At 67.6% G+C, this 22056-nt stretch carries 17 protein-coding genes; 9 read left to right on the forward strand and 8 right to left on the reverse strand.

Annotated features, from left to right (window positions below; translation table 11 throughout):
- Positions 1-89 precede the first annotated feature (89 nt).
- Entirely contained in the window at positions 90-512 is a 423-nt protein-coding gene (gene ndk / locus HLH34_RS07510) for a nucleoside-diphosphate kinase (RefSeq protein WP_183118966.1), read from the forward strand.
- Between the two features lie 86 nt (positions 513-598).
- Here ndk and purN read toward each other — a convergent pair whose 3' ends face one another.
- Both purN and purM read right to left on the reverse strand, forming a co-directional pair.
- Positions 599-1234, reverse strand: a complete 636-nt coding sequence (gene purN, locus HLH34_RS07515; protein ID WP_183118967.1) for a phosphoribosylglycinamide formyltransferase — start codon at positions 1232-1234, stop codon at positions 599-601.
- Positions 1235-1238: 4 nt separating this feature from the next.
- Positions 1239-2336, reverse strand: a complete 1098-nt coding sequence (purM, locus tag HLH34_RS07520) for a phosphoribosylformylglycinamidine cyclo-ligase (RefSeq protein ID WP_183118968.1) — start codon at positions 2334-2336, stop codon at positions 1239-1241.
- A gap of 132 nt (positions 2337-2468) precedes the next feature.
- On the opposite strand from purM, the gene HLH34_RS07525 reads away from it, so the two are divergent.
- From HLH34_RS07525 to HLH34_RS07540, 4 genes are all read left to right on the forward strand, one after another.
- The gene (locus HLH34_RS07525; protein WP_183118969.1) at positions 2469-3233 is read left to right on the forward strand and encodes a P-loop NTPase family protein; all 765 of its coding nucleotides are present in this window, start codon (positions 2469-2471) and stop codon (positions 3231-3233) included.
- A gap of 92 nt (positions 3234-3325) precedes the next feature.
- The gene (locus HLH34_RS07530) at positions 3326-5599 is read left to right on the forward strand and encodes an RNA degradosome polyphosphate kinase (protein WP_220792072.1); all 2274 of its coding nucleotides are present in this window, start codon (positions 3326-3328) and stop codon (positions 5597-5599) included.
- A 42-nt stretch (positions 5600-5641) separates the two neighbouring features.
- Complete coding sequence (locus tag HLH34_RS07535) at positions 5642-7132, forward strand: Ppx/GppA family phosphatase (protein WP_183118970.1); 1491 nt, start codon at positions 5642-5644, stop codon at positions 7130-7132.
- A complete protein-coding gene (locus HLH34_RS07540) occupies positions 7129-7941 on the forward strand; it encodes a CDP-diacylglycerol diphosphatase (RefSeq protein ID WP_183118971.1) in 813 nt (270 codons plus the stop codon). The genes HLH34_RS07535 and HLH34_RS07540 overlap by 4 nt, the downstream gene beginning before the upstream one ends.
- Before the next feature lie 6 nt (positions 7942-7947).
- On the opposite strand, the gene HLH34_RS07545 is transcribed toward HLH34_RS07540, so the two are convergent.
- The 6 genes from HLH34_RS07545 to HLH34_RS07570 all read right to left on the reverse strand — a co-directional run bounded on the left by HLH34_RS07545 (position 7948) and on the right by HLH34_RS07570 (position 15755).
- Positions 7948-9438 carry an NCS1 family nucleobase:cation symporter-1 gene (locus HLH34_RS07545; protein ID WP_183118972.1) on the reverse strand — a complete coding sequence of 497 codons (1491 nt, stop codon included), beginning with the start codon at positions 9436-9438 and terminating at the stop codon, positions 7948-7950.
- Between the two features lie 67 nt (positions 9439-9505).
- Entirely contained in the window at positions 9506-10819 is a 1314-nt protein-coding gene (locus HLH34_RS07550; protein WP_183118973.1) for an aspartate aminotransferase family protein, read from the reverse strand.
- A gap of 126 nt (positions 10820-10945) precedes the next feature.
- Positions 10946-12229, reverse strand: coding sequence for a Zn-dependent hydrolase (locus HLH34_RS07555; protein WP_183118974.1), 1284 nt, complete (start codon positions 12227-12229; stop codon positions 10946-10948).
- Positions 12230-12278: 49 nt separating this feature from the next.
- The gene (preA, locus tag HLH34_RS07560) at positions 12279-13559 is read right to left on the reverse strand and encodes an NAD-dependent dihydropyrimidine dehydrogenase subunit PreA (protein WP_183118975.1); all 1281 of its coding nucleotides are present in this window, start codon (positions 13557-13559) and stop codon (positions 12279-12281) included.
- A gap of 4 nt (positions 13560-13563) precedes the next feature.
- Positions 13564-14922, reverse strand: a complete 1359-nt coding sequence (locus tag HLH34_RS07565; protein WP_183118976.1) for an NAD(P)-dependent oxidoreductase — start codon at positions 14920-14922, stop codon at positions 13564-13566.
- Positions 14923-15083: 161 nt separating this feature from the next.
- Entirely contained in the window at positions 15084-15755 is a 672-nt protein-coding gene (locus HLH34_RS07570) for a TetR/AcrR family transcriptional regulator (RefSeq protein ID WP_183118977.1), read from the reverse strand.
- A gap of 157 nt (positions 15756-15912) precedes the next feature.
- Between HLH34_RS07570 and hydA the strand changes: the two genes are divergently transcribed.
- The 4 genes from hydA (at position 15913) to xdhB (ending at position 22047) form a co-directional block, all read left to right on the forward strand.
- A complete protein-coding gene (hydA, locus tag HLH34_RS07575) occupies positions 15913-17346 on the forward strand; it encodes a dihydropyrimidinase (RefSeq protein WP_183118978.1) in 1434 nt (477 codons plus the stop codon).
- Positions 17346-18065 carry an HAD family acid phosphatase gene (locus tag HLH34_RS07580; RefSeq protein WP_240161963.1) on the forward strand — a complete coding sequence of 240 codons (720 nt, stop codon included), beginning with the start codon at positions 17346-17348 and terminating at the stop codon, positions 18063-18065. Before hydA ends, HLH34_RS07580 begins: the two co-directional genes overlap by 1 nt.
- Before the next feature lie 108 nt (positions 18066-18173).
- The gene (xdhA, locus tag HLH34_RS07585) at positions 18174-19649 is read left to right on the forward strand and encodes a xanthine dehydrogenase small subunit (RefSeq protein WP_183118979.1); all 1476 of its coding nucleotides are present in this window, start codon (positions 18174-18176) and stop codon (positions 19647-19649) included.
- Between the two features lie 22 nt (positions 19650-19671).
- Positions 19672-22047, forward strand: a complete 2376-nt coding sequence (gene xdhB / locus HLH34_RS07590) for a xanthine dehydrogenase molybdopterin binding subunit (RefSeq protein ID WP_373318683.1) — start codon at positions 19672-19674, stop codon at positions 22045-22047.
- The last annotated feature ends 9 nt before the right edge of the window (positions 22048-22056 follow it).

Below are 22056 nucleotides of genomic sequence, written 5' to 3' on the forward strand. Positions count from 1 at the left end.
ATGCTCTAGATGGCGCGCGCAAGGGGCGCCGGTCCGGACGGGCAGGGGGTCCTGGCGACGTATTTCGAGAAGCAAGAAGGAGCCACCCCATGGCGACCGAACGTACCCTGTCGATCATCAAGCCGGACGCGACCCGGCGCAACCTGACGGGCAAGATCAACGCGGTGTTCGAGGAATCGGGCCTGCGGATCGTCGCGCAGAAGCGCGTACAGCTGACCGAGGCCGTGGCCGGCGCGTTCTACGCCGTGCACAAGGATCGTCCGTTCTATGGCGACCTAGTGTCCTTCATGGTCTCCGGCCCGGTCGTGCTGCAGGTTCTGGAGGGCGAGAACGCCGTCCTGAAGCACCGCGACGTCATGGGTGCCACCGACCCGAAGAAGGCCGCGCCGGGCACCGTCCGCGCCCAGTTCGCCGAGAGCATCGAGGCGAATTCGGTCCATGGTTCGGACAGCCTGGAAAATGCGACGAACGAGATCGCGTTCTTCTTCGCGCAGACCGAAATTCTGCCCTGATCCGTCCCTGGTCCGCGCCGTCGGGCGCCGGACCATCGGCATGAAAAAGGCCGGCCCCACCTGGGCCGGCCTTTTTCATGTGCGCCCTACAGGAACAGCAGGCGGTCCGTCGCCGGAGCGGCGTCGCCGTGCGGCTCCAGGATTTTTCGTAGGGCCGCCGGATACAGATGGTGCTCCTGTTGCAGCACGCGGGCGGCCAGGCGGTCGGGGGTGTCGTCGGCGTGTACCGGGACGGCGGCCTGGCCGATGATCGGCCCGTCATCCATCACCTCGGTGACCAGATGCACGGTGCAGCCATGCAGCTTCACCCCGGCGGCCAGCGCGCGTTCGTGGGTGTGCAGGCCGGGGAAGGCGGGCAGCAGGCTGGGATGGATGTTCAGCATCCGCCCGGCCCATGCTCCGGTCAGGAACGGGGTCAGCAGGCGCATGTAACCGGCCAGGCAGACCAGTTCGACGCCCGCCGCGCGCAGGGTCTCGTCGATGGCGCGCTCATGCGCCTCGCGGTCGCCACGGAAGGGACGATGATCGACCGACGCGGTGGGCAGCCCCGCGGCCTGGGCCACCGCCAAGCCGGGGGCATCGGGCCGATTGCTCAGCACCAGGACGATACGGGCCGGAAAGTCCGGCGCGGCGCAGGCGTCGATCAGGGCGCGCATGTTGCTGCCGCGCCCGCTGATCAGGATTGCGATGGGGCGTTTCGTGGCCCGCCGGTCGTGCGTCACGGGTTCAGCCGGCAAAATCGGGCCGGGTGGTGAAGCGCAGGCCCGCCGCCGACCCGTCGGCTCCCGCCTCCAGATGGCCGATCACGCAGGCTTCCTCGCCCAGTTCGGCCAGGCGGCGCATCGCCGCGTCACCGTCGCGGGCGATCAGGACCATGCCGATGCCGCAATTGAAGACCTTCAGCATTTCGTCGGCATCCACCTGTCCGGCCTGCGCCAGCCAGCGGAAGACCGGCGGAATGGACCAGCTTGCGCCATCGACCACGGCCGTCACGCCCGCCGGCAGGACGCGCGGCAGGTTTCCCGGCAGGCCGCCGCCGGTGATATGGGCGGCGCCCTGCACCAACCCCTGGCGATGCAGGTCCAGCACGATCTTCACATACAGTCGCGTGGGCGTCATCAGCGCCTGTGCCAGCGTAGGCGCCTCGGCCGCCGCATCCGCGAAGGGGCAGGGGGCGTCCCAGCCCAGGCCCGTCTGCTTCACGACCGCCCGTACCAGCGAGAACCCGTTGGAATGCACGCCGCTGGACGGCAGTCCGATCAGCGTGTCGCCGGCCCGGATGTCGGCGGGCAGCAGGGCGGTGCGCTCGGCCGCGCCGACCGAGAATCCGGCAAGGTCGTAATGCCCGGCGCCGTACATGCCGGGCATTTCAGCCGTTTCGCCCCCCACAAGGGCGCAACCCGATTCGCGGCAGCCCTCGGCGATTCCGCGCACCACCTTGGCCGCATCCGCCACCGCCAGGCGGCCCGTGGCGAAATAATCCAGGAAGAACAGGGGTTCCGCCCCCTGCACGACCAGGTCGTTGACGCACATCGCGACCAGGTCGATGCCGACCGTCTCGTGCAGGCCGCTTTCGATGGCGACCATCAGCTTGGTGCCGACGCCATCGGTGCAGGATACCAGCACCGGGTCGGTGAACCCCGCGGCCTTGAGGTCGAACAGGGCGCCGAAGCCGCCCAGCCCGCCCATGGTGCCGCGCCGGTCGGTGGCTTTTGCCGCCGGCTTGATGGCATCGACCAGCGCGTCACCGGCCTCGATATCCACGCCCGCGTCGCGGTAGGTGGCGCCGGTTCCAGGCGGAGGGGTCAAGGGGGCGGAGGTCATTTCGGTCGGGCCTTCGTCGTCAGGGCGCCCCGTATATCGACCCGTCCCACGCGGTGGGGGTCGAAGAATGAGGCAAGGTAAGGTAAACGGTCTCCGGGTTCCTTTACGGCAGGCGGGGCGGCGCGCAAAGCGGTGGTTGAATGGACGGCACAGAATAAGCACGAAAGCGACGGGCCGGCGCCGTCCGGACAGCTTGTCCTGCCGTTCGCGCACGCCCGGCGCTTCACCCGCGCCGATTTCGTGGCGGCGCCGTCCAACGGCACCGCCCGGGCCTGGCTGCTGGGCGAAACCGGATGGCCGGAACACCGGCTGGCGCTGTGGGGGGCGGCCGGCACCGGCAAGACCCATCTGCTGGAGATCTGGGCCCATGAGCGCGGCGCCGTGCTGCTGGCCGGGCGCGACGTGTGCGAAGCGACCGTGGGGCGCCTGTTCGGCGGCGACATCCAGCCGCCTGTCAGGGCCGTCGCCGTGGATGACGCGGACCGATATGCCGACCGGCGGGCCATGCTGCATCTTCTGAACGGCGCGCGCGAACATGCCGTGCCCGTGGCCCTGGCGGCCCGCCTGTCGCCCGCGCGGTGGGGGGTGGAACTGCCCGACCTGGCCAGCCGCCTGCGCGCGACCATGGCGGTCGAGGTTCGCCAGCCCGAGGATTCGCTGTTGCGGATCCTGCTGCTGCGCCATCTGGCGGAACGCCAGATCGTCGTCAGCCAGCCGGTGACCGACTGGCTGCTGCGGCGCCTGCCACGGACGGCGTCCTCGGTGCGCGAGGCCGCAATTCGCCTGGATCACGCGGGCCTGGTGTCGGGCAGGGGCGTGACGCGCGCCATTGCGATGACCGTGCTGCGGGACATGCTGGCCCACGACGCGGGACCGGGCGTCACCGTGGCGGACTGACCTATATTCTTCATCATGCGCCGCGTTGGCAATGCCGGCGGTTCATGCCTAAATTTGGCAAAAGCACGGCAGATCCGGGGCAGGAGACACGATTGACAAAACCGACGGGGAAACCCCAAGCGCGGTCGTCGGCGGGGCGCACCGTCCGCAAACGGGCGACGCCATCGCCGGACCGGCGCCGGATTGCCACGAACGGCACGACCCCGCCGCCACCCATCGACATCCATTCCCCCGCGCGGTTCATCAATCGCGAACTGTCATGGCTGGATTTCAACCAGCGCGTGGTCGAGGAGGCCGACAATCCCCGTAATCCGCTGCTGGAGCGCCTGCGCTTCCTGTCGATCAGCGCCGGCAATCTTGACGAATTCTATTCCGTCCGCGTGGCCGGCCTGGTCGGACAGGTGCGCGAGGGTCTGGTCGCCAGTTCGCCCGACGGCCTGACGCCCGCCCAGCAGATGGCGGCGGTGCGCGCACGTACCGCCCGGCTGCTGCGCGAACAGCAGCGGATCTGGAAGGATCTGCGTGCGAGCCTGGCCGAGGCCGGAATCGTGCTGTGCGATGTGGACAGCATGAGCGATGCCGATCGCGAGTGGCTTGATACCTGTTTCATGGACCGGGTCTTTCCGGTGCTGACGCCGCTGGCCATAGATCCGGCCCATCCGCTGCCCTTCATCCCCCACATGGGGCTGGCGCTGTCGATGCGGTTGATGAACGCGGAAACCGGCCGCTTCGTCATGAGCGCGATGATCCTGCTGCCGGCGCAGATCGAACGTTTCATCCGCCTGCCGGCGTCGCTGTCGCCCCCCGGGGTCGCGCGGTTCATCGTGCTGGAAAAGCTGATCGCGCTATGCATCGGACGGCTGTTCCCGGGCCTGAAGGCCGGGGAGTGGGGCGTCCTGCGGGTGATCCGCGACACGGACGTGGAATTCGAGGACGAGGCCGAGGACCTGGTCCGGTCCTACGAAACCGCCCTGAAGCGTCGGCGGCGGGGTGTCGTCATTCATCTGGACATCGATTCCCGGATGCCGGCCGACCTGGGCCAGGCGGTCGCCGCCGACTTGGACGTGCCGCCCGACGAGGTGGAGATCCAGCCGGGGCTGATCGGCGTGGTCGACCTGAAGCAGCTGATCGGCGATGACCGGCCGGATCTGCTGTTCCCCCCGTACACGCCGCGCTTTCCCGAGCGGATCATCGATTTCGGGGGGGATTGCTTCGCCGCCATCCGGGCGAAGGACATGATCGTCCATCATCCGTTCGAAAGCTTCGACGTCGTCGTCCAGTTCCTGCGCCAGGCGGCGCTGGACCCGGCGGTGGTCGCGATCAAGCAGACGCTGTACCGCACCTCGCGCGACAGCCCCATCGTCAAGGCCCTGATCGAGGCGGCGGAGGCCGGCAAATCGGTCACCGCCATGGTGGAACTGCGCGCCCGTTTCGACGAGGAAGCGAACATCCGCCTGGCCCGCGCGCTGGAGGCCGCGGGCGTGCAGGTCGTGTTCGGGTTCGCCGATCTGAAGACCCATGCCAAGCTCAGCCTGGTCGTGCGACGCGAGGGCGGGTCCCTGCGGTCCTATGCCCATTTCGGAACCGGAAATTATCATCCGATTACCGCGCGGATCTATACCGACCTGTCGTTCTTCACCTGCGACCCCGAACTGGCCCGGGATTCCGCCCGCCTGTTCAATTACATGACGGGCTACGCGCTTCCCACGCGGATGGAGGCCATCGCCTTCTCGCCCGTCACCATCCGCCGGACGTTGGAAGATCTGATCCAGCAGGAAATCGACCACGTCCGCGCCGGGCGGCCGGGCCAGATCTGGCTGAAGATGAATTCCCTGGTCGATCCGGACCTGATCGACCGGCTGTATCGGGCCTCCTGCGCCGGGGTGCGGATCATGGGCATCGTGCGCGGCATCTGCTGCCTGCGCCCCGGCGTGCCGGGCCTGTCGGAAAATATCCGCATCAAATCCATCGTCGGGCGGTTCCTGGAACATGCCCGGGTGTTCGCCTTCGGCGACGGCCACCGCCTGCCGTCGCGCCATGCCAAGCTGTATATTTCCTCGGCCGACTGGATGGTGCGGAACATGGACTGGCGGGTTGAAAGCATGGTGCCCATGCGCGACCCGACGGTGCATGCCCAGGTTCTGGACCAGATCATGGTGACGGACCTGAAAGATAATCTGCAGTCGTGGATCCTGCAGCAAAACGGTGTATGGAGACGGCTGGAACCGGGTGCGAAACCATTTTCCGCCCATGATTATTTCATGACCAATCCGTCCCTGTCGGGCCGGGGTCTGGCCGCCCAGGACACCGCCATCCGCGTCAGCACCCCGATGCCCCGCCATCAGGACCGCATTCTCGATGATTGAGGAGGTCGCCATGACGCAGCTACCGACCTGGCGCGGGGTCCGATGACTGTCGCGCCGCATCGCCGTTCGGCCGTCGTCGATCTGGGCTCGAACTCCGTGCGTCTGGTGGTGTTCGACGGGATTTCACGCAACCCGATCTCCATCTTCAATGAGAAATCGGTCCTGCGGCTGGGGCGGGGGCTGAATACCACCGGCCGCCTGAACGAGGAGGGCGTCGGCATGGCGATGGAGGTCATGGACCGTTTCCACGCCATCGCCCGCGGCATGGACGCCGACCCGTTCGAGATTCTTGCCACGGCGGCGGTACGCGATGCCTCGAACGGTCCGGAATTTGTCGCCGCCCTGCGCGCGCGCATGCCGGGCGTGCCCATCCGCATCCTGTCGGGTGAGGAGGAAGCCGATTATTCCGCCACCGGTGTGCTGTGCGGCCTGCCCGAGGCCGATGGCCTGGTTGCGGATATCGGCGGCGGATCGCTGGAACTGATCCAGCTGTCCGGCGGCCAGAAACGGGATGCCTGCACCCTGCGCCTGGGTGTTATCCGCCTGAGCGACCGGTCCGGGGGGGATCTGCAGAAGGCGCGCAGTATCGCCGATGCCGACATCGCACAGGTCGGGTGGCTGGACGCCGTGCGCGGCCGGCCGCTTTACCTGGTGGGGGGGGCGTTCCGGGCGCTGGCGCGGTTGCAGATCGCGCGGACGAACTATCCGCTCAATATCGTCCATCTGTATACGCTGGGCGAGGACGACGCGCGCGAGATGGGCGACTGGATCGCCGGGTCGTCGCGCCGGGCCCTGGAACGCCTGCCCGGCGCGCCGCGCAAGCGTCTCGAGGACGTGCCCTTCGCCGCGACCGTGCTGCGCCGCCTGATGCGCCGGGTCCAGCCGAGCAGCCTGGTGTTCTGCGTCGACGGCCTGCGCGAGGGCTGGTACATGCGTCGCGTCGCCGCATCGGTGGGCGGAATAGACCCGCAGGAAGCAGTCGCGCAGGAGATGTGTGCCCGTCTGGGACGCAGTGCCACGCTGCCCGACCGGCTGATGCACTGGACGGCCCCGCTGTTTCCCGACGAGGCGCAGGTCGAGCGGCGCCTGCGGCGCGCGGCATGCCTGATGTCCGACATCGGGTCGTACGACCATCCGGAATACCGGGCCGAGCAGACCTATCTGCGCGTTCTGCGAATGCAGGGGGTGGGCTTCGACCACCCCGCGCGCGCGTTCGTGGCGCTGACGCTCGCCATCCGGTACGAGGCCGAACTGGGGCAGGATTTCCTGCACCCGTCGCGGCAGTTGCTGACCGATGTCCAGTTCCGCCATGCCGTCATACTGGGCCTGGCGCTGCGCCTGGCCTACACCGTCTGCGGCGGCACCGAGGAGCTTCTGGACGGGACGGGAATCGGGATCACGGATCAGGGGCTGGCGCTGCACCTGACGGCGGGGCGCACCGCGGTGCGCGGCGAAAGCGTTCGCCGTCGCCTCGACCGGCTGGGCGACATGCTGTCCATCCCTGCGCGTATCGTCGAAGGCGGGGCGGCATGAGGCGTGTCCTGCTGGCGATCTGCGTGCCGGGCCTTCTGGCGGCGGGGGTCCTGCTGACGGTGGCGCGGGCGAACGGCCCCCATAAGGCCGGGGAAAACCCGAACGTCCTGTGGACCATCGTGCACGATCGCTGTGTGCCCAATCAAATGGGGGAGGACACGCCCACCCCCTGCGCCGTGGTCGATATCGACCGGGGCTATGCGGTGCTGAAGGACAAGACCGGCCGCGCCCAGTACCTGGTGATTCCCACCGCTCGCGTCACCGGAATCGAAGACCGCACCCTGCTGGCACAGGACGCGCCCGATTATTTTGGGGCGGCGTGGCGTCAGATCGACCGGTCGCTGGCCCGCCTGGGCCACACCATGCCGCGCGAGACGATGGCGCTGGCGATCAATTCGAAATTCGGCCGGTCGCAGAACCAGCTTCATATCCATATCGACTGCCTGGCCCCGAACATCCGGGTGGCGCTGCACTGGGCGCGGCCGAAGATCGGTTCGGGATGGACGCCACTGCTGCTGGACGGACATGTCTATCGTGCCACGCGGATCGACGGGGACACGCTGGACGGGGCCTATCCGTTCCGCCGTCTGGCCGCTTCGCTGGCCGATCCGGCACGTGAGATGGACGAACATACGCTGGTGGTGGTCGGGACGGTCTGGCCCAACGGCCGCCCCGGCTTCATCCTGCTGGACGATGTGGTCAAGCCGTTGTCCGGGGACCGCGCGTCGGGCGAGGAACTGGAGGACCACTCCTGCCATATCGCGGCGTTCGAACCGGGTCGTCCGATCCATCCCTACGACCGTCTGTAGGGCCGTTCATGACGCGGCGTTCGACAGGGGCGACGCGTCTTCGGTTCCATCCCACATGTCCTGGCTCTGCCGGCGGGACAGGGCCAGGTACACGCCGCCACCGATTGCCACGCCGATGAACCAGGAGACGGCATTCAGCTCCTCCAGCCCCGGCACGATATGGCCGATGGAGGCCACGCCGCCGCCTGCGGCAAACGCGACCAGGGCCGGGGGATTCCAGCCTTTCCGGCCGGCATAGCGTCCATCGAGGCGATAGAGCGCCCCGACGTCCAGGGTCTGTTTCCGCACGATGTAGAAATCGGCCAGCATGATGCCGGTCACCGGGCCGAGCATGCCGCCGATCAGGTCGAGGACGCGATAGATGCTTTCCGCCTGGTTGAACCACAGCCAGGGCATGAAGAAGACGCCCAGTACCAGCACCAGCCGTGCCGCGCGGTGGAAATCCAGCCGGCGCGGCATCAGGTTCACCAGGTCGTACGACGCCGGCATGATGTTGGCCACGACATTGACCGACAGCGTCGCCAGCACCAGCGTCGCCCCACCCAGGACCGTGACTACGGGGTAGTTCAGCGCCAGCAGCAGATCGACCGGATTCCAGATCGGATGTCCGAACAGGATGATGGTGGCCGACGTAGTGATGATCCCCATCGGGGTGAACACCAGCGCCGTGACCGGCAAACCGATGGCCTGCCCGATCACCTGGTCGCGTTCCGACTTCACGAAGCGCGACAGGTCGGGAATATTGACGGCGAACGTCGCCCACAGCCCGATCATCCCGGTGACGCCCATTGCGAAGGTGGACCAGAAGGCCATCCCGTGCAGGCGCGACGGCTGGGCGAACAGCGGGCCCAGCCCATGGCCGACATGCAGGCCCCACATCGTGGCCAGCAGCCCCACGAAGATGACCAGCGGGCCCGCCACCAGTTCGAAATTGCGGATGCGGTGCACCCCGTGGCTGACGATCCAGGCATGCAGGGCCCAGACGATGGCCATCGCCAGCCAGGTTCGGGCCTGCATGCCCAGGAACGACGTCGTCATGCCCGCCCAGGCGCCGCTGAGCGTCGACATCACGGCATCCACGGCCTGTGCCGCGGCATAGGCCTGCACCGAAAACCAGAACACCGCGCAGAACCCCCGCAGCACGACCGGGATCTGTGCGCCGTAGGGGCCGAACGCCGAACGGATCAGGACGCAGAACGGAACGCCGTACTTCGTGCCCGCGCGGGCATTGAACCACATGGCGACGAACAGGACGGCGTAGGCGACCGCGACAATTTCCAGGCATTCCCAGGCCGAGAACCCCAGGGCCATCAATCCCGACGCGGCTTCATAGACCACGATATTGTGGACCATGCCCATCCAGACCGTCGCCATGTTGACCCAACTCCAGTCCCGCTGTGCGACGGGAACAGGTGCGAGGTCGGCGTTGTACAGGGCGGCATCGCAGCCGGGCGGCAGATCGGGGGATGTGTCGGCGGTTACGGGCGCTGCTGTCATGTCGGGGCCTCGGTCAAGGGCGGGGCGGCCAGGGACGGGTATTGGGAATGGGCACTGGCCCGCGCGGTCATTCGACCGCGCGGATGATGTCCGACAGGGTGCCGAACAACTGGTCGATCTGCGATTTCTCGATGATCAGGGGCGGCGACACCGCAATCACGTCGCCGGTGTAGCGGACGAGGACGCCCTGGCGGAACGCCCGGTCGAAGACCTCATACGCGCGCGCACCCACCGCGCCGGGGCGCGATTCCAGCTCGATCCCCGCGACCAGACCGATGTTGCGAATGTCGATGACATGCGGCAGGCCGCACAGGGCATGCACGGCCTCCTCGAAATACGGGGCGATGTCGCCCGCGCGCTCGAACAGATTTTCCTCGGCGTAGGTGTCCAGGGTGGCGATGGACGCGGCGCAGGCCACCGGATGGCCGGAATAGGTATAGCCGTGCGGCAGTTCGATCCCGGTCTCGGGTCCGTTCATGAAGGCGGCATGGACATGTTCGCGCGCGATCGCGGCGCCCATCGGAATGGTGCCGTTGGTCACGCCCTTGGCGCAGGTCAGGATATCGGGCAGCACGCCGAATTTCTCGGCCGCGAAGGGGGGGCCGCCCAGGCGCCCGAAGCCGGTGATGACCTCATCGAAGATCAGCAGGATGCCGTATTTGTCGCAGATCTCGCGCAGGCGCTTCAGATAGCCGACGGGCGGCGGCAGAACGCCGGTCGATCCCGCCATGGGCTCGACCATCACGGCGGCGATCGTCGACGGGTCGTGCAGGGCGACGATCCGTTCCAGATTGTCCGCCAGTTCCGCCCCATAGGCCGGCAACCCCTTGGTAAAGGCGTTGCGCTCCATGTCCAGCGTGTGCGGCAGATGGTCCACCCCCGTCAGCAGCGATCCGTACAGCTTCCGGTTGCCGGAAATGCCGCCGACGGAAATACCGCCGAAACCCACGCCGTGATAGCCGCGCTCGCGCCCGATCAGGCGCGTGCGCGCGGCATCGCCGCGGACGCGATGATAGGCAATGGCGATCTTCAGCGCGGTATCGGCAGCTTCGGAGCCCGAATTGCAGAAGAAGACGTGGTTCAGGTCGCCCGGCGCCAGGGCGGCGATGCGGTCGGCGGCCTCGAAGCTCAGCGGATGACCCATCTGGAAGGTCGGCGCGAAATCCAGCGTCGCGATCGTCTTCTGCACCGCCTCGGTAATGCGGGGGCGGGCATGGCCGGCGTTGACGCACCACAGGCCGGCGCAGCCGTCCAGAACCTTCCGCCCGTCCTCGGACGTGTAGTACATCCCCTCGGCCGAAACCAGCATGCGCGGGGTCTTGCGGAACTGACGATTGGCCGTGAATGGCATCCAGAACGCGTCGTGGTTGCTCTGCGACATCGCGCACTCCATCCCATGGATCAATGTGGGTTCGCCCGGCACAGACCATCCTGTCACGGTTCCGGAACCGTGACGAAGATGGAACATGTGCGCAGCCGTGGACAGATGATTCTTCGAAGCCCGCGCTCAGGCGTCGAGGCGCGCGTCGGCATCCAGCACGGCGCGCAGCAGGACGTTGGCGCCGGCGGCGACGTCAGCGGATTCGGCGCTTTCGGCCTCGTTGTGGCTCAGCCCCCCGGCGCAGGGGACGAAGATCATGGTCGTGGGGGTGATCCGCGCCATGTAGGCCGCGTCATGCCCGGCGCCGGACACGATATCGCGCGCGGGATAGCCGAACGAACCCGCAGTGCGGCGAACGGCGTCGATGCAGGCCGGGTCGAAATGCACGGCGGGAGAATCCCACACCCGCTCCAGGATCATCTGCACGCCGCATTCGGTGGCGATGGCCTCCGCACGGTCGCGGAAGGTAGCCTCCATCCGCTCGACCACCGCATCGTCGGGGTCGCGCAGGTCGATGGTGAAGAAGACCTCGCCCGGAACGACGTTGCGGCTGTTGGGCCGGTTTTCGATCAGCCCGACGGTGCCGACCGCGTCGGGGCCGTGGGCAAGGGCGACTTCGTTCACGGCCTCGATCATCCGGGCGGTGGCCAGCAGGGCATCGGCGCGCATCGTCATCGGCGTACTGCCGGCATGGGAATCGCGGCCGGTCAGCGTGACCTCGTACCAGCGCATGCCCTGGACGCCGGTGACGACGCCGATGGTCTTGTTTTCGGCCTCCAGGATGGGTCCCTGTTCGATGTGCAGTTCGAAATAGGCCGCGACCGGATGCTGCCCGCAGGGCTCGGTCCCGCGATATCCGATGCCGACCAGCGCGTCCTCGAAGCGGATTCCCGCGCGGTCGGTCTTGTCCAGGGCCTCCTGCTCGGTGAACACGCCGGCGAAGACGCCCGAGGACAGCATCGCCGGGGCGAAGCGGGCGCCTTCCTCATTGGTCCAGTTGATCAGTTCGATGGGGTGCCGGGTGTCATGCCCGGTGGCGTGCAGGGCGCGCAGGACGGCCAGGCCGCCCAGGACGCCGATGATGCCGTCGAACTTGCCGCCGGTGGGCTGGGTGTCCAGATGGCTGCCCATCGTGATCGGCGGCAGGCTGTCATCGGTGCCCGGCCGGCGGGCGAACTGGTTGCCCATGGAATCGTAGGTGACGGTGCAGCCCACGGCCTGGCACGCCGCAATGAACCAGTCGCGGACCAGCCGGTCTTCCTCCGTCAGGGTCAGGCGCCGGATCCCGCCCTTGGGCGTGCCGCCGAAACGCGCGGTTTCCAGAATGTCGTTCCACAACGCCGCCCCGTCCACGGTGACGTTGCCGCCGGCCCCTTGGCCACCTGTTCCATTCGCGCCCGTATTGCTCATCGCCCTGTCGTCGCTCCTGCTGGTCGTATTTTTGTCCATGACCGCCGGGTCAGCCGGCATTCGTCAACTGACCACGCATCGGGTTGTTGGGATGCTCGGTCCAGGTCTGCATACCGTCCACCGGCTGCGGCGTCATGGTAATGCAATCGTCGACCGGGCAGACATGGGCGCATAGGTTGCAGCCGACGCATTCCTCGTCGATGACCTCGTAACGACGTTCGTCGCCCGCCCGGATCTTGGCAATGGCCTGGTGGGACGTATCCTCGCACGCGATGTGGCACAGGCCGCATTTGATGCAGGCATCCTGGTCGATCCTGGCGATCGTCTTGAATTTCAGGTTGAGCTGGTTCCAGTGAACGTAGCGCGGCAGCGCCTGCCCCCGCAGCGCGTCGAGCGAGGCATAGCCCTTTTCGTCCATCCAGTTCGACAGCCCGTCGATCATGTCCTCGACGATCTTGAAGCCGTAATGCATGGCGGCGGTGCAGACCTGCAGGCCCGTGGCGCCCATCGCCAGGAATTCCGCCGCGTCCCGCCAGGACGAGATGCCGCCGATGCCCGAAATCGGCAGGCCGGCCATTTCGGGGTCGCGGGCGACGTCGCCCAGCATGCGCAGGGCGATCGGCTTGACCGCCGGCCCGCAATAGCCCCCATGCGTGCCCAGGCCGCCAACCACCGGCATGGGCGCCATGGCGTCGAGGTCGACGCCGACGATTGACTGGATGGTATTGATCAGCGACACCGCATCCGCGCCACCCCGGCGCGCCGCGCGGGCGGGAACCAGGATGTTGGTGATGTTGGGGGTCAGCTTCACGATCACCGGCATGCGGGTGTACTGCTTGCACCACCGCGTGACCATCTCGACATATTCAGGGACCTGGCCGACGGCCGAGCCCATGTTGCGTTCGGACATGCCGTGCGGACATCCGAAATTCAGCTCGATCCCGTCCGCGCCCGTATCCTCGACCAACGGCAGGATGGCCTTCCAGCTTTCCTCCTGGCAGGGGACCATCAGGCTGACGACGACGGCGCGGTCGGGATAGTCGCGCTTGACCGAGCGGATTTCCGCCAGGTTGGTGGCCAGCGGCCGGTCGGAAATCAGTTCGATATTGTTCAGCCCGGCCATCCGGGTGCCGTTGTAGTTGACGGCGCCGTAGCGGCTGCTGACGTTCACGACCGGGGGGTCTTCACCCAGCGTTTTCCATACCACTCCGCCCCAGCCGGCCTCGAAGGCCCGGCGGACGTTGTATTCCTTGTCGGTCGGCGGGGCGGACGCCAGCCAGAACGGGTTGGGCGAGCGGATGCCGGCAAGGGTCGTGCGCAGGTCGGCCATGGGGTCACGCCTTCTGGAGGGGGGGATGGGACATCAGGTCGGCATGGATCTGTTCGGCGATGTCGCGGCCGTCGCGGACCGCCGACACCGTCAGGTCAGGCCCCGGCGTACAGTCGCCGCCGGCATAGACGCCGGGGACCGTGGTCCGGCCGGCGCCGTCCACGAGGATCCGGCCCCCGGCCAAGCTGACTCCCGAACCCTCCAGCGGGTCGGCGACGAAGACCTGCCCGACGGCCAGCAGCACCATGTCCGCCGCCACTGTGAAGGACAGGCCGTCATAGACCGGCCGGCCATCCGCGCCTGGGGCGCCCTGGGTGAACGCGACCCCGGTGACGGACCCGTCGGCGCCCCGAATATCGGTGGGTGCCGCCCAATGGCGGATGGTCACCCCGTTGGTCTGCGCCCATTCCTGTTCGACGGTGGTGGCGGACATGTGGTCCGCGCCGCGCCGATAGACCATGGTCACCTCGTCCGCGCCCAGGCGCCGGGCCTGGACGGCGGCGTCGACCGCGGTATTGCCGCCGCCGATGACCACCACCCGCCGCCCGACGGGAACATCGGCCTTGGTCGGCGAGGCGCGCAATGTCGCGATGAAATCGACGGCGCTGACCACGCCGGCCAGATCCTGGCCTGCCAGGCCCGGCGAGCGGACCCCCGCGTGACCCAGCGTCAGCACCACGGCGTCATGATCCTCGCGCAGCGAAGGCACCGTGATATCCCGCCCCAGACAGTGGTCGGGATGCAGGACGATGCCGCCGATCTCCAGCAGGAAATCGATTTCGCGCTGGGCGAAATCGTCGGCCAGCTTGTATGCCGCCACACCGTACTCGTTCAGGCCGCCCGCCTTGGGGCGCGCGTCATAGACATCGACATCATGCCCATGCATCGCCAGGCGATGGGCGCAGGCCAGCCCGGCGGGGCCCGCGCCGACCACGGCGACGCGTCGGCCCGTCGCGGCCGCCCGTGCGAAGGGTTGCCCGCCATGGGCCATCTGCCAGTCCGTGGCATGGCGTTGCAGCGCGCCGATCTGGATGGGTCGGGCGTCCTGCGTGTTGCGGACGCATTTCCCTTCGCACAGGATTTCGGTCGGGCAGACGCGGGCGCACGAGCCGCCCAGGATGTTGGATTCCAGGATCGTCCGGGCCGAACCGCGCAGATTGCCCGACGCGATCTTGTGGATGAAGGACGGGATGTCGATCCCGGTCGGACAGGCCTCGATGCACGGGGCGTCGTGACAGAAATAGCAGCGCTCGGCCTCGATGATCGCCTGATTGGCGGTCAGGGGCGGGTGGGCGTCGGCAAAATTGCGCGCCAGGACGTCGCCGGGCAGGCGCGTGGCCGCGATATCGGGGGTCTGGTCCATGAGGATCTCGCTCGATCTAACTGCCGCCATTCTAGGGCTGCTTTCGGCAATTTGGTAGTATAAAATCTGACCAAACGGTCAAGTTAGATGGAGAAATAAGCGAAATCCGGTCCTGTCAAACAAAAATGACTAAAATTGTGATTAATAAATAATCAATACGCCTAAACGGACGGCATTTGACATCCGCCCAGCACCAATGTCGTTATAGTCGTCGCGGCGTCCTCGTAATCCTGCTTCTCCATCGCGGGTTGGCCCAGGACCGCGACGATCTGGGCGTTCATGTCGGCGTAGGTTTGCGTCATCGACCAGATGCAGAACATGAGGTGGGTGCTGGGAATCGGGCGCATCAGCCCGGCCCGCTGCCAGGCCGTGAAGGTTTTGTCCAAATTCTGGACATGGACACGCAGCGAAGTACCGAGGAACTGGTTGATATGTGGCGCGCCCTGCAGGACTTCGTGCGCGAAGATGCGCGATGCATCGGGCCGGTCGCGGGAGAAGGCGATCTTGGCGCGGATGTAGCCTTCCAGCCCTTCGCGCGGAGTCAGGTCCTCGCGGATCCACAGGGTGGCGTCGTCCAGCCAATCGACCAGGATGTTTTCCAGGACGGCGCGGTACAGATCTTCCTTGGTACCGAAATAATAATGGATGTTCGCCTTGGGCAGGCCCGCCGCCGCCGCGATCGCGGCCATGCTGGTCCCCTTGTAGCCGTCCCGGCCAAAGAGATGTTCCGCCGCGCGGAAAATCTGCTGCATGCTCGCGCGACGCGGCGCGCCGGCCGGCTTGTCCTGCGTTGGGGCCGAGGACGCGGACGGAAGGAGGCGGGTGTTGCTCATGTCCGCATCGTTCCGACTTGGCCGTCCGCGCGCAAGTCGCAAACGGTTACAATCGCCCCGGCAGGACATCCTGCCGGCAGGCATGCATTTTTCCGGGAGGGATGGCGGCCCGATCGCGCGTCGCCAAGCCCCCGATATCAACGAATGGAGGATTTGGATGCTTCTGGTGCGTGGTGGCACGGTGGTGACGGCGGAACGCGCCCTGCGGGCGGATGTGCTCTGCGACGAATCGGGGCGCATCGCCGCAGTCGGCCCGGCGCTGGACGCGCCCGCCGGGTGTGACATCGTCGATGCCGGTGGACTGCTGGTCATGCCGGGCGGCATCGACCCGCATACCCATATGGAAATGCCCTTCATGGGGTCGGTCGCCAGCGACGATTTTTATACCGGCACTGCCGCGGGCGTCGCGGGCGGGACGACGACCATCATCGACTTCGTCATACCCGAGGCGGGGGCTTCGCTGCTGGATGCCTGGAAGGACTGGCGGGCAAAGGCCGAGAAGGCGGTTTCGGATTATTCGTTCCACGTGGCCGTCACCCATTGGGACGATCAGGTCCATACCGATATGGAAACCCTGACCCGGGAATGCGGCGTCAATTCCTTCAAGCATTTCATGGCCTACAAGGGCGCGCTGATGGTTGACGATGGGGTGCTGCTGCGCTCGATCGGCCGCGCGCTGGAACTGGGGGCCCTGTGCAACGTGCATGCTGAGAACGGCGATGCCGTGGCGTATCTGCAGCAGGATCTGCTGCGCCGGGGCGTCACCGGGCCCGAGGCGCATCCGCTGTCGCGGCCGCCGGCCGTCGAGGGCGAGGCCGCGCAACGCGTGATAGCCATCGCGGGTCTGCTAGGCGCGCCGGTCTACATCGTCCATGTCTCGACCGAGGAGGCGACGGCCGCGATCGCGGCGGCGCGTGCGCGCGGCCAGCGGGTGTATGGCGAGGTCCTGGCCCAGCATCTGGTCATCGACGACAGCGTGTATGCAAACCCCGACTGGCTGGGCGCGGCCCAGCATGTCATGAGCCCGCCCTTCCGGCCGAAGCATCATCAGGCGGCGCTGTGGGCCGGGCTGGCGTCCGGGCAGTTGCAGACGACGGCGACCGACCATTGCTGCTTCTGCGCCGGGCAGAAGCAGCAGGGCCGGACCGACTTCACGAAGATCCCCAACGGCACCCCGGGCATCGAGGACAGGATGAGCGTGCTGTGGCATCACGGGGTCCGCACCGGACGCCTGACGCCGGAGGAATTCGTCGCGGTCACCTCCACGAACACCGCGAAAATCTTCAACATCCACCCCCGCAAGGGCGCCATCGTGCCCGGCGCGGATGCCGACCTGGTGCTGTGGGACCCCGAGGGCAGCCGCACGGTGTCGGCGGCGACCCATCACCAGAATGTGGATTACAACGTCTATGAAGGCATGACCCTGACCGGGCTGGCCCGCCATACGATCAGCGGCGGGCGGGTCGTATGGTCGGACGGCGACCTGCGCGTGACGCGCGGGGCCGGGCGCTATGTCGAACGTCCCTGTTTCAGCCCGGACATGGCATCCCAGGCGAAGCGGAACGCCATCCTGGGCGGATCGGCGATCTGATGCGCGTGCAGATGGGGCTGCGTGCGGCCGGGGCGGCCTGTCTGGTCGCCCTGATGGCGGGATGCGGCCCGCTGCCGGCCCCCGTGGACGGCGCGGCGTCACCGGGGCTGGTCAATGTCGGCGATGCACGCGCGGCGGCGATGCGCTATCATGACAGTGGGGCGTATGATCGGGACCTTGTCCGCGTGGCCGAGGCCGCCCGCCGGTGGGTGGAAGAACGCGCGGGGCAGGTGGCCCGTCCGACCCTGGTGCTGGATATCGATGAAACGTCGCTGTCGAACTGGCCGGTGATGAAGGCGGACGATTTCGGTTATTTCCGGACGGGGGCCTGCGACAGCCTGCCCGCCGGCCCATGCGGATATCTGGCGTGGGAGAGCCGGGCCGAAGCCGCCGCGCTGCCGGGGACCCTGACTCTGGTCAATGCGGCGCAGCGACATGGCGTGGCGGTCTTCTTCGTCAGCGGCCGGGGCGAGGCCGAACGTGCCGCCACGGCCGACAATCTGACGCACGCCGGCTATCGGGGATGGGCGGGCCTGTATCTGCGCGGACCCGGCACGCCCACGGCGTCGGCCGCCGATTACAAGGCGCCGGTCCGGGCGGCGATCGAGGCCCGGGGCTATACGATCATTGCCAACATGGGCGACCAGCCGTCGGACCTGGCCGGCGGCCATGCCGAAAGGACATTTCTTTTGCCCAATCCGTTCTATCGAATTAACTGACGGGTCGAGGCCGCCTCGGGGGAGGCGGCTCCAAAGCCCAGTTCCGGTTGTCTGCCTTGAGGGGGAAAGGCAGCCAGGACGTCCGAACACGAACGACGGAACCGAACGATGCGCGACCGTATCCAATTCTATCTGGGGGACACGCTTCAGTCCCTGTCCGGCTTTTCGCCGACTTTGACGGTGCTGGACTGGCTGCGCGAGCATCAGGGCCGGGCAGGGACGAAGGAAGGCTGCAACGAGGGCGATTGCGGCGCCTGCACGGTGCTGGTGGTGCGGCTGGAGGGCGAACGCCTGGTGTGGCGGGCGGTGAACGCCTGCATCCAGTTCGTGGCGATGCTGGACGGCGCGCAGATGTTCACGGTGGAGGACCTGCGGGCGCCGGACGGCACGCTGCACCCGGTGCAGCAGGCGATGGTTGATCTGCACGGCGCGCAATGCGGGTTCTGCACGCCGGGATTCGTCATGTCGATGGTGGCCTACCGCAAGGCACCCGGGGCGACGGCCGAGGACCAGCCGATCGATGACGCGCTGGCGGGCAATCTGTGCCGCTGCACGGGCTATGCCCCGATCGTCCGCGCGATGAAACAGGCCATGACCGCCGGTCCAGACCTATTCGACGCGCAGGCGGCTGCGATCGCCAACCGACTGTCGGCCCTGCGCGATGGCCGGACGGTCGAGATCGCGGGACCGGCAGGGCGGCTGACCATCCCGGTGGATGTGGATGCGCTGGCGGCCGTCCTGCTGGCCGATCCGGACGCGACGATCGTGGCGGGGGCCACCGATGTCGGGCTGTGGGTGACCAAGGGGCTGCGCGCCCTGCCACATGTGGTATCAATCGGCCGCGTGCCCGATCTGCGGACGCTTGAACGCACGCCGGATGGCCTGCGGATCGGCGCCGCCGTGACGTACGAGGACGCCCGCGCCGCCCTGACGGATTTGCTGCCTGATGCCGGGGAGGTCGTGCGGCGCATCGGCTCGACGCAGGTGCGCAATGCCGGAACGGTGTGCGGCAACATCGCCAATGGTTCGCCGATCGGCGATGGGCCGCCGGTCTTCATCGCGGCGGGGGCGACGCTGCATCTGCGGCGGGGCGACGACCGGCGATCCCTACCGCTGGAGGCATATTTCATCGCCTATGGCAAGCAGGACCGCCAGCCGGGCGAATTCGTCGAGGGCGTAAGCATCCCGCGCCCGGCGGCGGGCACGCTGTTCCGAGCCTACAAGATTTCGAAACGCTTCGATCAGGATATCTCGGCGGTGCTGGGGGCTTTTGCCCTGACGCTGGATGCCGATGGGGTCATCACCGCCGCGCGGATCGCCTTCGGCGGCATGGCGGCCATCCCGAAGCGCGCATACGCGACCGAGGCGGCCCTGATCGGGCGCGTATGGGACGAGATGGCGCTGGAAGCCGCGCGCGCGGCCATTGCCACCGATTTCGCGCCCATTTCCGACATGCGGGCCAGCGACTGGTATCGCCGGACGGTGGCGGCGAACCTGCTGACCCGGCTTTTCGCCGAAACCGCCCCCGATGGCCCGCGCCCCGAAACCCGGCTGGCCGGCCGGATGGAGGCCGCCCATGTCTGATCCGACGACCACCGACGCGCACATGGACCGTCCGATTGCCCGCGATGTCTCCGGGGTCCGGGGCGCCGGGCTGGGGGCAGCCCAGGATACCGTCGTCGCCGGCGGGGCGTCGCACAGCCTGCGGCACGAAAGTGCCGCGATGCATGTCGCGGGCAGCGCGACCTATATCGACGACATGCCCGAACCGAAGGGCCTGCTGCATGTCGTGCCGGGTTTGAGCACCAGGGCCCATGCGCGGATCGTGTCGATGGACCTGGATGCGGTACGCGCAGCACCCGGCGTGGTCCGGGTGCTGGTGGCGGCGGACATCCCCGGCCATAACCAGGTCAGCCCGGTGGGCCGGAACGACGAACCCCTGCTGGCGACCGATCTGGTGTCGTTTTACGGCCAGCCGATCTTCGCCGTGGTGGCCGAAACGCGCGGGCAGGCCCGGCGCGCGGCGCGGCTGGCGCAGATCGAATATGAAGACCTGCCCGCCATTCTCGATGTCGCCCAGGCGCGCGCGGCGGGCAGCGCCATGGTCTGGCGGCCGCTGACCATGCAGCGTGGCGATGCCGAAGCCGGGCTGGCGGCGTCGCCCCGCCGCCTGTCGGGCCGCATCGTGATGGGCGGGCAGGAGCATTTCTACCTGGAAGGGCAGGCTGCCCTGGCCCAGCCGGGCGAGGAAGGCGAAATGCGGGTCTGGTCGTCCACCCAGCATCCGACCGAGACCCAGCATATGGTGGCCCATGTGCTGGACCGGCCGAGCAATCTGGTGACGACGGAAATCCGCCGTATGGGCGGCGGATTCGGCGGTAAGGAAACTCAGGCCAACGCCCCGGCCTGCCTGGCCGCGCTGGCGGCGGAGCTGACGGGGCGGGCGGCCAAGATCCGGCTGGACCGCGACGACGACATGATGATGACCGGCAAGCGGCATGATTTCGTCGTGGAGTACGATGTCGGTTTCGACGATGACGGCCATATCCTGGCGGTGGACATGGTGCTGGCCGCACGCTGCGGCTGGTCGGCGGACCTGTCGGGCCCAGTGACGGACCGAGCGCTGTTCCACGCCGACAATGCCTATTACTATCCCGATGTGCGCCTGCGCTCGGAACCGCTGAAGACCAATACCCAGTCCAACACCGCCTATCGCGGCTTCGGCGGGCCGCAGGGCATCGTGGCGGCGGAACGGGTGATCGAGGAAATCGCCTTTGCCACCGGGCTGGACCCGCTGGATGTCCGGCTGCGCAATGTCTACGGCACCGGGACGCGCGACCTGACGCCGTATCACATGACGGTCGAGGATTCGATCGCTGCCCCGATCATGGCCGAACTGGCCCGACGTTGCGGCTATCGCGCACGGCGGGCTGCGATCCGCGCGGCCAACGGCGCCAGCCCGCATATCCGGCGCGGCATCGCCCTGACGCCGGTGAAATTCGGCATTTCCTTCACCGCGACGCATTACAACCAGGCCGGCGCGCTGGTGCATGTCTATACCGACGGGTCGGTGCAGGTGAATCACGGCGGCACCGAGATGGGGCAGGGCCTGCACACCAAGATGGTGCAGATCGCCATGCGCGAATTCGGCCTGCCGGCCGAACGGGTGCGGATCACCGCGACGACGACCGGCAAGGTGCCGAACACATCGGCCACGGCGGCCTCGTCCGGTGCCGATCTCAACGGCATGGCGGTGCTGGATGCGGTGCGCAAGATCAAGGACCGGCTTGTCGCTTTCGCGGCCGACCACTGGGGCGTGGCGGCGGACGAGGTACGCTTCCTGCCCAACGGCGTGCATGTCGGCGCGACCGTCGTGCCGTTCCCTGACCTGACGAAGGCTGCCTATTTCGCCCGGGTGTCGATGTCGTCCAGCGGGTTTTACAAGACGCCCAAGATCTCGTGGAACGCCGAAACCGGGCGCGGCCGGCCGTTCTTCTACTTCGCCTACGGCGCCGCCTGCGCCGAGGTCGCGGTGGATCTGCTGACCGGCGAGATGCGCATCGAGCGCGTCGATATCCTGCACGATGCCGGCCAGTCGCTGAACCCGGCGATCGATATCGGTCAGGTCGAGGGGGCGTTCGTCCAGGGGGCAGGCTGGCTGACCACCGAGGAACTGGTGTGGGACGATGCCGGCCGCCTGCGCACCCACGCGCCCAGCACCTACAAGATCCCGGCCTGTTCCGACCGGCCGCGCGTCTTCAATGTGCACCTGCTGGACCATGCGCCCAATCAGGAGGAGACGATCTTCCGGTCGAAGGCGGTGGGGGAACCGCCCTTCGTTCATGGCGTCGCGGTGCTGCATGCCATTTCCGACGCGCTGGCCAGCATCGACGGCTATCGCACCTGTCCGCGCCTCGACGCCCCGGCGACGCCCGAGGCGATCCTGCGCGCCGCCACCCGGCTGCGCGGTGGGGTGGCCTGACCGGCCGTG

The sequence above is a fragment of the Gluconacetobacter azotocaptans genome, assembly GCF_014174355.1.
GTDB lineage: Bacteria > Pseudomonadota > Alphaproteobacteria > Acetobacterales > Acetobacteraceae > Gluconacetobacter > Gluconacetobacter azotocaptans.